The sequence below is a fragment of the Prevotella pectinovora genome (assembly GCF_000834015.1).
In the GTDB taxonomy this organism is placed as follows: domain Bacteria; phylum Bacteroidota; class Bacteroidia; order Bacteroidales; family Bacteroidaceae; genus Prevotella; species Prevotella pectinovora.
The window spans coordinates 86,683-100,119 of sequence record NZ_JXQI01000068.1; the positions used below are offsets into that span (position 1 = coordinate 86,683).

Annotated in this window: 7 protein-coding genes; all 7 read right to left on the reverse strand. The window is 50.4% G+C overall.

Going from position 1 to position 13,437, the window contains the following annotated elements; genetic code table 11:
• Nucleotides 1-12: 12 nt before the first annotated feature.
• The 7 genes from ST42_RS10230 to dnaA all read right to left on the reverse strand — a co-directional run bounded on the left by ST42_RS10230 (nucleotide 13) and on the right by dnaA (nucleotide 13,195).
• On the reverse strand, nucleotides 13-933 hold the full coding sequence (locus ST42_RS10230; RefSeq protein WP_022317431.1) for a 4-hydroxy-3-methylbut-2-enyl diphosphate reductase: 921 nt from the start codon (nucleotides 931-933) through the stop codon (nucleotides 13-15).
• Entirely contained in the window at nucleotides 933-2,027 is a 1,095-nt protein-coding gene (meaB, locus tag ST42_RS10235) for a methylmalonyl Co-A mutase-associated GTPase MeaB (protein WP_022317432.1), read from the reverse strand. Before meaB ends, ST42_RS10230 begins: the two co-directional genes overlap by 1 nt.
• Nucleotides 2,028-2,047: 20 nt before the next feature.
• Nucleotides 2,048-3,115 (reverse strand): DUF1573 domain-containing protein, encoded by a 1,068-nt coding sequence (locus tag ST42_RS10240; protein WP_042518441.1) that lies wholly within the window; start codon nucleotides 3,113-3,115, stop codon nucleotides 2,048-2,050.
• Between the two features lie 99 nt (nucleotides 3,116-3,214).
• Nucleotides 3,215-8,869 carry an alpha-2-macroglobulin family protein gene (locus tag ST42_RS10245; protein WP_044073444.1) on the reverse strand — a complete coding sequence of 1,885 codons (5,655 nt, stop codon included), beginning with the start codon at nucleotides 8,867-8,869 and terminating at the stop codon, nucleotides 3,215-3,217.
• 411 nt (nucleotides 8,870-9,280) lie between these two features.
• Complete coding sequence (locus tag ST42_RS10250; RefSeq protein ID WP_044073445.1) at nucleotides 9,281-10,243, reverse strand: transporter; 963 nt, start codon at nucleotides 10,241-10,243, stop codon at nucleotides 9,281-9,283.
• Between the two features lie 765 nt (nucleotides 10,244-11,008).
• Entirely contained in the window at nucleotides 11,009-11,134 is a 126-nt protein-coding gene (locus tag ST42_RS14450; RefSeq protein ID WP_022317438.1) for a hypothetical protein, read from the reverse strand.
• Between the two features lie 648 nt (nucleotides 11,135-11,782).
• Nucleotides 11,783-13,195, reverse strand: coding sequence for a chromosomal replication initiator protein DnaA (dnaA, locus tag ST42_RS10255; RefSeq protein WP_042518432.1), 1,413 nt, complete (start codon nucleotides 13,193-13,195; stop codon nucleotides 11,783-11,785).
• Nucleotides 13,196-13,437 lie beyond the last annotated feature (242 nt).

Genomic DNA, 13,437 nt, shown 5'->3' on the forward strand with positions numbered 1-13,437 from the left:
ACAGATCGGGGGTTATCCTTGTTCGCCATTCAATATCTTCTGCATACACTCCTCCATGAGCCACTTGGGGGTGCTCGTGGCTCCGCAGATTCCTATCGTGGCGGCACCATGGAGCCACTCGTCGCATATCTCTCCCGGTCCCTCAATGAGGTGTGTATTGGGATTGATGCGCAGACATTCGTTGAAGAGCACCCTGCCGTTGCTGCTCTTTCTGCCACACACAAAGAGCACAAGATCATGACGCGAGGCGAAGCTGCTGACATTAGGCATACGGTTTGCCACCTGTCGGCAGATGGTGTCGAAGCTGCGGAACGTGGCGTCGGGCGAGATGTGGCATTGTATGTAGTCGATGATGCGGTGGAACTCGTCGAGCGACTTGGTGGTCTGCGAATACAGATATATGTCGCGGGAGAAGTCGAGCGTCTTCACATCGTCGAAATGGGCTATCACGCGGGCGCTGCCCTGGGTCTGTCCCACAAGACCTAGCACTTCGGCATGTCCGGGTTTGCCGAATATCACTATCTGCGCTTCGCCATGGGCGTCATACTGACTCTTAATGCGACGCTGCAGCTGTAGCACCACAGGACATGTGGCGTCGATTATCTCTATGCCGTTGCGCTCCGCCATGGCATAGGTCTCCGGCGGTTCACCGTGGGCTCTGAGCAGCACCTTGACATTGCGCAGGCGCTCCATCTCATCATGGTTGATGGTGACGAGTCCGAGTTTCTTCAGCCGCTCACACTCCATACTGTTGTGCACGATGTCGCCCAGACAATAGAGCGTGCCACCGTTGGCAAGTTCCTCTTCCGCCTTGCGAATGGCAGTGGTGACACCGAAGCAGAAACCACTCCCGCTGTCTATCTCTACCGCAGGCGACGCATTGCCACAGGAATGGGTATGCTGTGTCACCTCTTTTCCGTTGTTTCTATCCATCACAGTTTCTTGAAATAAATGTCGAGAAGGTCGCGGGCAGCTGCGAAGCTGGTCTTCTGTCCGAGCAGCACACTGTTCTCGTATGCCTGCAGCCTCTGCTGAATATCAGGATTGTTGTAGAAGCTGTTGCGCAGTTGCTCGTTTATCGTCTCATACATCCAGTATTTGTTCTGCTCGTTGCGACGATAGTCAAAGTATCCGTTACCTTTCACGAAGTCGAAATACTCATATATCATATCCCACACCTCCTTGACGCCTGTTCCATAGAAACCACTGTAGCAAAGCACCTTCGGCACCCATCCGCTGTCTGATGGCGGGAAGAAATGCAGGGCGTTGCGGAAGTTGGTGGCTGCGATGTGACACTTGTCCACGTTGCTGCCGTCGCATTTGTTTATCACTATTCCGTCGGAAATCTCCATTATGCCTCGCTTGATGCCCTGCAGCTCGTCGCCGGTTCCTGCAAGTTGGATGAGGAGGAAGAAGTCTACCATGGAATGACAGGCTGTCTCGCTCTGCCCCACTCCCACGGTCTCCACGAAAATCTTGTCGTAGCCGGCTGCCTCGCATAGGATTATCGACTCACGGGTCTTGCGTGCCACACCGCCGAGGGATCCTGCCGTAGGACTGGGACGGATGAACGACTCCTTCCTTACCGACAGTTTCTCCATACGGGTCTTGTCGCCAAGGATGCTTCCCTTGGAGCGCTCCGAACTGGGGTCGATGGCGAGCACGGCGAGCTTGCCGCCGGTGCGGTCGAGGACATGCACTCCAAACTCGTCTATCGACGTGCTTTTCCCTGCTCCCGGCACACCGCTGATACCGATGCGGATGGATTTGCCGCTATATGGCAGACACTTGTCTATCACCTCCTGCGCCTTCTGCTGATGGTCCGGATTGACACTCTCTACGAGGGTCACTGCCTGTGAGAGCACGGTGACGTCGCCCTTCACGATTCCTTCCACCATTTCGGCAACGGAGAGTTCGCGGCGCTGGAAGCGGCTGCGCTTCAGATATGGGTTTATGATGGAGGGCTGCGCCACACCTTGGTTCACCTGCAGCCCCACGTATTCTTTACTGTTCTCTGGATGGTCCATACTGTGTATTTAGATTAAGATTATCGTGTTTTCAGTTTCATTTTCACTACCACCTTCGGCTGTTTCGGGTCGTTGGTGATGATCAGCACACGCGGTTTGCTTCTGGCGTTGCGCAGCTGCTTCTTGTTCAGCGTCACCTTCAGTTTTGCCTGTTCGCCCGGCTTTATCTTCGTCTTGTTGAGCTTCACGCTCATGCCGGTGGTGAACATCTGCATCGAACGGATGTCGAGCACCGAACGTCCGGTGTTCTCTATTATCACCGTTTCGGTCTTGCTTGGCTTTTCGCCGAAGTCACCGAAATCGAGTTCTGTGGCAGAGAGCTTTATGCTCGGTGCGTTGGCGAGCTGCGTCTCCGACATATTGTCGAAATCTGGCAGCAAGACGGCAGAGACAGATATTTCCTTGTCGATACTCACCTTCTCGCCCGGTTTCTTGGCGAGGAACACGGAGGTCTGTGTCAGTCCGAAGTCGCGCAGCTTCTTGGAGTTGAGTTTCAGCGTGGCAACGCCGGTCTTGCCCGGAGCGATGTTGGTCGGCGACACGCTTGCCGTGAGATAAGCCGGAAGATGCATCACCACAGGACTGATAGTCTCGCCCGTGTTGTTCTTGATATGGATGAGCTGCACGGGATAGTCGCCACGGTTCACGTCGTCGAACTCCACATCGTTCTTGTCCACCATCATACCATCGATCTTGTGTTCGAAGGTACCAGTGAAATCAGATATTTCATCCACCACCACTCCTTTCATCTTGAGATAGAAAGGATGCTTGGAGGAATTGCAGAAGAGCGCCACTTCCTTCTCGAAGTGTCCGAGTTGGCGTGCATCGTAGGTTGCCGTAACAGTGAAGCTGTCGCCCTTGGGGATTGCCGTACGCGGATAGTCCACCGTGGTGCATCCGCAGCTCACCCTCACCTGGTCGATGTTCAGTTCGCTACCCTTGTTGGTGAGTTCAAACTTCACCGTAACAGGGGTTTCATACATCACGCTGCCACAGTCTACTATCTCATTCTTTGCCGTTATGCGCTGCGCCATGGCATCAACCGACGCCATAGCCAGCAAGGATAATATCATCGTTTTGTTATTCATCTATTAAATATCTGTTTTTATATGTCTGTTATTCTATATGGTGTCGTATCTGACATTCTATCTGACAATACCGGCTGATATCCAATCGTGCCGATACTATCATTTCACAATCTTCAGCTCAATGCCACCGGCCCTGCCGGAGAATTCAGGAGAGTAGGCACACTGCACGGTACATGTTCCGGCGGTGTAGTTTCCTGCACGGTCGATATAGTACTCCGTCTCCACCACGTGCTCGCCTTTCGAGAGACGGTCGAAGTAGTAATGGGTGGCATTGTCCTTCGGTGTGCAGTAGTATCCCCATCCGTATCCGCTGGTCTGCGCCACTGGCTCCATACATGCCGCACGCTTGTCTACTACCTGCACGAAGTCGTAGTCGCGGTCGGCGGTGATGGTGATGCGCACAGCGATGCGGTCGCCCACATTGAGAGCGCCACCCTTGGCAGCCTTGCCGTTTTCCGGAACCATCACCTGGCGAACCACCTTGATGCCCGACTTGCTGTCGGCGATGTCGGCAGCCGCCTGCGTGAACTGTGCATAGGCAGCTCCCCATGATGTTCCCTCGCCAGTCTTGGTCAGCGTGATAGAGTTCTGCTTGTCGATGTCGTATACCACCTTGGTATATCCCAGTCCGGCAGAAGCCTTAGGCAGCGACTTGTTCTTGCCGTCTACGGCAAGCGTCATGGATTCCTCCTTGTCAGAAGACAGCTTTTTATAGTTGCCGTCGAGGAAGGCATACACGGCGTTTACAGTATTTATCGGTGTGTCCCAAGCCTGTGTGCGCTTGCTCTGCAGGAGCCATAGGCGCATCTGGTTTATGGTCTCCGTGTCGGCAGGGTCTACAGCCTTCAGAGCCTCTATCGCAGCAGTCTGGGTAGGAATGCGATAGTCGAACCACGAGTATCCGGCATGCCATGTGTCGAAATATGTTCCCATGCCCGGCTTCGTCACCGTATACTGGCGTATGCTCTCCACATACTCCTTTGCCTTCTTAGCCTTGCCGTCTCCATTGAGCACCACAGCCATGAGCGCCTTTGAATAGATGTCGCGGTGGCGGTCAGCCTCAAGATATTTGAGGAGATAGTTCTTCAGCTCCACATAATCGGAGTCATAGAAAGGATTCTTGCCGAGCAGTGTGTTTATATATAGATACTGTATGGCATGGTAGTCGCAGATCATCGGTTTCTGTCCCTTCTTTTCCATACGTTTCATTTCCTCAAACTCCTTCATCACGACTGTTCTGAGATAGTCCATTCCATTCTCTATCATCTTGGCCGTGGCTTTCTGATAGCCTGCCATCACATTGAGACGGGCGAGGGTCTGCAACACCTGTGCCGTTATGCTTGCCGAACCTCTCATTCCTCGCCACCAGCTCCATGAGCCGTCGCTATTCTGGAGGTCTTTCAGGTCTTTGAGCTGCGAAGCCAGCCGGTAGTCCATCGCCGACTCGTCGAAGAATGTGGTGAGCATCCTCTTCTGGTCAGCCTCGTTGTCGGCATCCATCACCCATGGCGTCTCGTCGAGCACGAGGGTCTTCAGTTCCTGGTTGCGCTGCAGAGCACTCATCAGGCTGTTGTCGCTGCCTGCCGGCTCCTGTTTCCAGATGTTTACCACCTGCTTTATCACCGGCGACTGGTTCATGATATATCGTCCGAGGGCGTTGGCATAATAAGCCGTTGAAAGGGATATGGCGTTCTTGTAGTCCACTGTCGAGATATACGGCAGCGTCTGTATCATGAGCCATGACGGGTTGGCGGTATATTCCACGGTGAGTTTCTTGTCCTCTACCCCCTTCGGGAAGAGGTCAGTCATGGCCACTGTCTTCTCGCCGCTGCCGGTGAAGGTGAACGGCACGGTATTCATCACTCTCTCTCTGCTCGGCAACACCGGCAGATAATGCTGCTCACCGTCGCTGAAGCCTTTTCCCTCTGCCGTGATGCGGCATACGAGGAGCGGAGTGTCGCCCTGAGCTTCGAAACTGAAGTCCACGTTTGCAGTGGCATTGGCGTTGATGGTCACGTTCTGCTTCTTCTCGCATACCACTCTTTCCGTCTCCGGGTCGAGGAGCTGCATTCTTACGAGGGCTGCAACCGGCTTGTCGGTGGCATTTGCCACACGGGCTGCCATCGTAGCCTTGTCGCCCTCTCTCACGAAGCGCGGCACATTAGGCATCACCATCACCTTCTTGCTCGCCACTGCCTCGCTCTCTATCATTCCGAAGTTCATCTCCTTGTCGTGGGCAAAGCCGCGGAAGTTCCATGTGGTGACGCTCTCCGGCAACGTGAACACTATATCCACATTGCCGTCCTTGTCGGCATAGAGGGCAGGATAGAAGAAGGCTGTCTCGTTGAGGTTCTCGCGAATCTGCGGCACGGCAGCAGAGGCTCTCTCTTCACCGTCGGCATTCTCCACGCCAGCCGAGCCTCTGCCGGCGGCATCGTTACCAAGCGGAACAAAGTCAAAGGTTTTCGCCTTTTCTTCCTTTGCCTTCAATACAGTAGCAGTTTCTTCTACTGCTTCGCCTCGGATGGAAACGGAATTCTTTGCCCTTCCCCTGACTCTGAGTGGAAGTGAAACCCTGTCATCACTTCTGTCATTAAGCATCAGCTTCCAGCTCAGTATGGAAACAGAATTGTCCAATGTATTGAGATCAAACGATTTTCCATTCATCACAGGCATCGTCTGCCATGAAGACAATCCGTTTTCTGTTATCTCCGGCAACATTCTCCATCTGGTGTAGGGACTGTTCTGCAACAGATTGAGACTAAAGTTGAAGCTGGTCTTCACTATCTGTTCGAGCGACTTGTCATACATCAGAGCCAGAAGCTGACCGTTGTTCTGACCGTCAGTGCTGGCGTTGCGCTTGTTTATCACGTCGTTCACTTTCGGACGCGAGATGTTGAGCGTCCATTTCTCTTTCTGTCCCGGTGTGAGTCTGTCGCGGAAGGTCACCCATTTCAGGTCGAGCCTCTTGTCCTCCAGCGGTCTTGTGATGGTGAACTTATGGCTGTATGCCTTGCCATCCTTCACCCACAGATAGTTGAGGAGCACCGCCTCGCCATATTCTTCCTTATAGGTAAGCGAGATGGTCTTGACGGCATTGCTCAGACTGAAGGTTCCGCTCTCCAGTTCTTTGTCGTTGGAGATGATGGAATAGCGCACGAGGGTGTTGTCGCACGACGTGCCCACCTGCACATAAACCGGTTTGCCATCTCTCGGGAACTCCTTGCTTGATATGTATGCCCAGTCTGGCGTATCGGCTGCCGGACGCTTGTCGTCTATGCCGAAGAGCACGAACTCACGCATCACGGTGTCGTTGCCGCATGTTGCCCACAGCTGGTGTCTGCCGGAGAGTATGCCACTGGTTTTCCGCCAGTCTATCTTTATGTTTTCATTGGCTTTCGCCGTATATTTCTTTGTCTGGGAGTCGAACCAGTATGTCACCTTTCCGTCAATCTGTTTTGCAGAAGCATTGTAGCGGTTGAAGACAACTGTCGCCACACTGTCTTTAATCATCTTCTCCGGCAAATCCAATTTCAGTTCGGTGGCTCTCGATCCCAACACGATGCTCGTCTCGGCTGAATGGCTCTCGCCTCCGTTGTCGGTCACTGTGGCTGTGGCAGTGAAGCGATAGCGTGTCTGCCATACGAATCTGCCAGGCGTCTTCACATCGTAGCCTTCGTTGTCTGCCTGATAGTCAGCTGGCAATACCACCGGGATGCGCACCTCAAACCTACCCTTTGAGTCGGTCATTACGGTGTCGGTCAGCATCTGCTGGGCATCGTTGTTCGCCCCATAGTAATACCTGAACCAGCTGGAGCATCTGCGCTGCACGTCGTATGCCACCTTTGCACCAGGCACCGGCACACCGCTGAATGTCATCGCCGTACCGCCCACCACAAGGGTGTCGCCATCGTGGTATTCGTCGGTCACCTCGTCGAACTTCACATCAAAGGTAGGCCGCTTGTATTCTTCCACCCGGAATGCCGCATATCTAGTGCCGTTGCCCATGCATCTAACCGAGAACCTGCCGCTCAAGACATTGCTGCCGGGCAGATTGAAGTCTACTGATGCCGTGCCATAGTCGTCGGTTGTCGCCTTCTTCTCTGCCAGCACTTTGTTGTTGGAGTCGCAGAGGGTGAATTTGAGTTCTGCGCCGGTCGTGACCTTTGATGAATGCAGTCCTTCCTGCTTGTATGCCACGGCAGACACATGCACTGTCTGTCCCGGACGATAGATGGAACGGTCGGTGAAGAGTGACACCACGCTGCGATGAATCTTGTCGCCATAATAGTTGAACCTGTTCCACTCGCGTTCGCCCATCATATAGTTGTCGGTATCGGTATAGGCTCTTACGCAATCATAGTATGGCTCCTGGCTGTTCGTCACCACTTCGCCTTTCTCATCAGCGGTCAGCGTTGAAATCACCTTGTTGTCGCGCCACAACTGCAGTTTTGCGCCGGCAAGCGGCTGTCCGGTAGTGGCGCTCATGATGGCGTATCTCACCTTGTCGCCCGGCAATGGCAGACTACCAACAAATACATCGGAGACAGTGAAAACGGCATTTATCGGTTTCAGCTTCTTGTTGTCTGCCTCAACCACCACATAATACATTCCCGGCTGCATCTTCGGCAGCTTCGCATAGAGTTTGTTGATGTCGTATTCGTTTTCGTAAACCACCGGCAGGTCAATCACCACCTTCGACTTCGCGATGATGAGTTTCTTTGCCTTGTCTATGTTGAAATTGTTTGTCCTGTCATCGAGATACGACTTGGTATCCAGTCGGTAAAGGCTGACTGTTAGATGTTTCAGATTGCGTGCCTCGATGCTCAGGGTGTCTTCATGGTTCGGCAGATAGGTGTTTCCTACATTCATTTCGAATCCCGGCCGCACCATCTCCGCATAGTATCGCTCAAGCCGGTTTATACCTTTCCAAGCTGCCCATTTCTGCTTGGCAAACATGATATAATCCACTTTCTGTTTCGGCGTCACATCCTGACAGTCTGCCATGTAATCGTATTTTGCGATTGCCACCTCGCCACATTCCTTCAGGTCGCCATAAAGAGCCACCAGGGAGTCGAGGCTTGCCAGATAGGTATTACCCTTGATGACCTTTTTCACGGGATTGGCCTTGACTCTCTTTTCAAGCATCCAAAGAGCTGTGACGAGCGAAGCCCTGCGGTTGCCCGCCTTGTTATAATAGTCATTGAGAAGGGCATAACGCTCTGAGTAATAACCTACCAGACTGAGCAGGTCGTTTCCGAATATCTCGCTGTCGACGCCTTCACTCACAAACGGTGCATAATCGAGCGCCTTCTTTGATGCAAGCATTTCGGGATCGGCAAGTGCCTTGTCGAAATACTCGCGACTGAGTTTCTTGCTGTCAGATTTGTAGTGACTTTTAGCAACAAGAGAATAGCTGCAGCCAAGGGCACAGTTGTATACCGCAGCCAAGGCGGGGTCTACTGCTGAGGCTTCGCCCGCAGCCTTCTTCAAGGCGGACAGTTCTGACTGGAACAATTCATCTGAAATGCCCGATGCAGTCGCTACTTTATCAAACTCCGCTTTCAGCAGGTTGCCATAGCTCTTGCCGGCTTTTGCCTGGGCGATTATCTTGTTCAGAATCTTGATCTGCGTCTTTGGCAAATCCTTGGTCTGGGCCTCATTGTATTGTTTCCACAATGAGGTGTAGCCGTCGGCGAAAAGTACCAACGGGAACATCAAAGACAAAACGAATGAAACAATGGCCTTCTTCATATCATTCAATTTTTAGTTTGAGGTTGTAAAGTTACGATTTGTTTTTGACAAGAGCAAATTTTTCAGGAGTTTTAGGTAATGGTAAAAAAATAGCTTGACCAATTTTGAGGAAATAAGGATTTCTATTCTTATGCTCTGTCTTTTTGCCGTTTTTGAAATTTGTCATCGGTCACATAGCCCGCTATGCTCCCTCTTCCAAACTCCAAAACCGACAAAAATACAGGTCAAAATTTGATCAAGTTATTCTTTCACCATTACTTGAGCGTCACGCCAAAACTAATCTCTGGCCATGATTGCCAACGGACTCATCTGCCTGTCTGATAATAAAATCTACCGTCCCAAAGAATATTGTATGGATGAAGACCAAACCTTATGACAAACGCCACGAAAAACGGTTATTCCACTGACGCATCACCACTTGAGATAGCCGTATTTCTCCTTACACCAGAGTTGCCATGAATTCACGAGATTCTGCCACAACACATAGGCTCCGGGCGCTACGGCAGCCACGGGATTCAGGAAGGTCACGGTGAGCCAGATGCCAACGATGGTGTTCTTCTGACCCAAAGCCTGTCCGGCGCTTACTCTGTCGCCGAAGAAGCCGCCCACCCACTTGCCGATGGCAAACTGCACGAGACATACAAACAGAGGCAGGATGAGAAGGAGCGACAGGGTGATGCCTCCCACTTCGGCATCGACGATATTGTGTACGGTCATACCTGTGACGATGCTTAGATTGAACGCCCACATATAGAAAGCGAGGTTCTTGCGGCGCTTTATGGCTCCTGCCACTTTAGGCAGATAGCGCCTCGTGAGCAGGGCAAGACAGAGGGGCAGGAGCAACACCGTTACCACCCTGCGCATTATCATGCCAAAGGCGAAGAGGAACGTTATATCAGCACTCTTCTCCACCATCGGGAAAAACAGGGGGATGATGATGCTGGTGACGATATTGGCAATCAGCGTATATACCGTGAGCGAGGCTATGCTGCCGCCTAATTTCTCTGTCACTACGGCTGCTGAGGCTGCCGTGGGACAGATGAAGCAGATGAAACATCCTTCAAGAACGAGTTTCACATCGCCTTCAGCGAAATACATCATAAGGAGGACAAAGAAGGCGGAAATGGATGTGCGAATAAACTGCAACCAGAAATGCCATGCGCGTGGTCGCAGGTTGGATATGTCTATTTTGCAGAATGTGACATACAATAGGGCAAAAATGACGTATGGAACCATTTCCACCAACGCCGGCCCCATGACATCGCCCATCGGCTGCAGCAGCGGAACATCGCTGAACAACAGATACAACACGCTGCCAACCAGCATGGCACACAGTAGGGTCCACTTCTTCACAAATGACAAGACCTTGTTCATCTCAATCCTTGATTTTCTAAACGTAATGATCAAATAACCGAGTGCAAAAGTACTAAATAAAAACCAAGTGGATGAATAAGTGACGGTAAAATAATAATCAGGTTCGATTTGAATGAGTTTTCACCCTCACCAAGTGGCAAGAAATATATATTCAATACGGAAATCAGACGGGATTTGGACATATCACATCCTCCGGAATTTGTAAGAAAAATATAGCAGGAATCGTGCCCAAGTGGGGCAAGCAGCTTGCCCCTGTTGAGAAAGCACCTTGCCCATGTTGGGCAAGCAGCGTGCCCCAAAATGGTATTTTTTGTACGGAAAACGAGGACGACGGAACGGAGGATGCATAATGACAAAAATAGCGGAAGTATCTCATGAAACAAGGTGTGAGAATGAAGCGAAACGACGAAGGACAGGACAAATAAAATCGGAGGTGTCTCACGACAACTCCGACTGTTGAATCTAATCTACAATATAAAAAATTAATCTACAAAAAAATGCTCTTTTTCTTACTTAATGGTACAAATACTAAACATCAAATTCATATAATCAACAATCAAAATTTCTATCTTCAATAGTTCCTGTCCAATATTTGTGAACAGTTCTCTCTATAATCTTTTTTAATTGTCCCGTCTCCATGCATCAGTCCGACTTTTCTTTATCCATAGTCAGACTATGATCGAACGAACGGCTTTTCCGCCACTTATCCAAAGATAAGACAGCCATGAGAATATGCAGTGGTATGGAGCCTTGCCGCCGGATACGTCAAAAGAAGACCACCAGCACTAAGCAGATAATCAGCAATGCGGCGTATGGCCACACATAACGAACTATGTTACCGGAATTGGCATAACCGTTGATTGCCATTGAAGTCTTGTCAGAAGTTTTCATAACTGATTTCTTTTTTAATTTACGACACATTTATACTTCTTTAGTGGCTTCAGCCATTTTCCAGCTGCTTTTCATCTTTAAGCTTACATATTGCCTATTGGCATACTTTTGGGGGAGCCAGACTCTCAGCGAGTGACCCTATGGATTCATTTTGCGAATCGCCTGCCAACTTACATATTCTTAAATCTAATTAGCGATGGCGCCTTTCAGCACCGCAGGTGATGGCTTTAGTCGATGGGGATAAACGACATTTAGTCGCACTTTTCATTTTACTGCTGCAAAATTAAGTATTTATTTCCAATCCCAAAAGCTTTTATTATTAAATATGTAACAAAAAAGGTAAAAAACAAGCGGTTTTATGTAACATATTTGTAATTTTACTAATTATCACATGGCATTCAATGGGAATGTGACAACGGATGTTACAAAGAAAAATGAAATAAAAAAAGGAGAAATGCGCCTCTTGACACACTTCCCCAGTTACTTTCTTATTTATGATTGCCTATGTCCTCATCCTTTTCACGAAATGAAAAAGGATTATAGATTATTGCCTTTACCCGCATTGTCGCCTTGTCCTGACGGATGACCGCCAGCACACGATTTACCTTTTCGCTTGAGAAAGGTAGTACGCAACAATGATGTTTTATTTTACCTCTTCAGCTTGAATGAGTTCTCAATGCTCGTAATCTCGTCCATGAAGAGTTTGTCGGTGGTCATGCGCTGGTTAACCTTGGTGCAGCTGTGAATCACCGTAGAGTGGTCTCTGCCGCCGAGTAGCTTACCGATTCTCGATGCCGGCATCTTGGTGTATTTCTGTGCGAGATACATCGACACCTGACGCGCTTCCACATATTCACGCTTGCGGCTTCTGCCGTTGACGGCTGCCACGGTGACGGAGAAGTGGTTGCACACGGAGTCAAGGATATCATCGATGGTCAACGGGTTGTCGTCGATCTTGACAGCACGCTTTATCACCCGCTCTGCCAACCGCATGTCGATATTGCAGTTGTACACTACGGAGTATGCCATCAGCGAGTTTATCACTCCCTCGAGGTCTCTGACGCTGCCGTTTGCCGTTTCTGCAATGAAGCGCACCACGGTCTCCGGGATGTGCAGTCCGTCGCGCTTTATCTTGTTCTGCAGGATATCCATACATAGTTCCACGTTCGGCTTCTCCAGCTCGGCGATGAGTCCGCAGCTGAATCGGGTGAGCAGTCGGTCGCTCATTCCCTGCAGGTCTACCGGCGGACGGTCGCTCGCCAGTATGATGCGTTTGCCGTTCATGAAGAGGTGGTTGAAGATATGGAAGAATGTCTCCTGTGTCTTCTGTGCCGATACCCACTCCTGTATGTCGTCCACTATCAGCATGTCGATGGTCTGATAGAAGTTGATGAAGTCGTTCACGGTATTGTTTCTCACGGCATTGGTGTACTGCACCTGGAAGAGTCTCGCACTGATATACAGTACTCTCTTCTGAGGATAGAGCTGCTTGGTGCGCACTCCGATGGCGTTGATGAGGTGTGTCTTGCCGCATCCCGACGGTCCGTAGATGAACATCGGGTTGAACTGTGTGGTATTAGGATGCTCGGCGATAGACTGTCCCACGGATCTCGGCAGCTTGTTGCTCGCTCCTTCGATATAGTTGCTGAAGGTGAGGTGGGTGTTGAGCTGCGATGCTATCTGCTGTGGCTTGGCAGCGTCGAGCGGTGTCGGCGACTGGTTGTTGCGTGTCTGCTTCGGCTTCTGGTCGTTGATTCCGGCTGGAGGGTCGGAAGTGAGTATCTGTGCAAGATTGTTCGTCTTGTCGGTAACGACGCGATACGAAAGCTTGACATCTTTGCCGAAAGTGCGTGTAAGCACCTTTCCCAACAGATCAATGAAGTTCTCTTCCAAGTATTCGTAAACGAATGGACTCGGAACCTGCACCAACAGAGTGTTCGTCTCCTTCTTGTAAGCCTCGAACACTATTGGCTTGAACCATGTATTGAACTGCTGCGGTGAGACATTCTCTTTAATGAGCAAGAGACTCTTGTCCCATAGAGCATTGGGAGTATCGGCCATATATATACTTTCTGATAAAAAAGAATTGTCGCTAGACTTGTCTTTAATTACTTGTTTTTCAGCTTTTCGCCATATCTCCATAGGGTAATATCCCGAAAAGCGTGTGCAAATTTCGCAAAAAAAATCGGATTACACAAATGGGTGTAGACTTTATTTTTCAACAAATTTGTAACGTGCTTTTATAGTGGAATTTAGAAAACGGAGAGGAAACGCGCCGCGACCTGCTGGAACAGGAAGGAGGC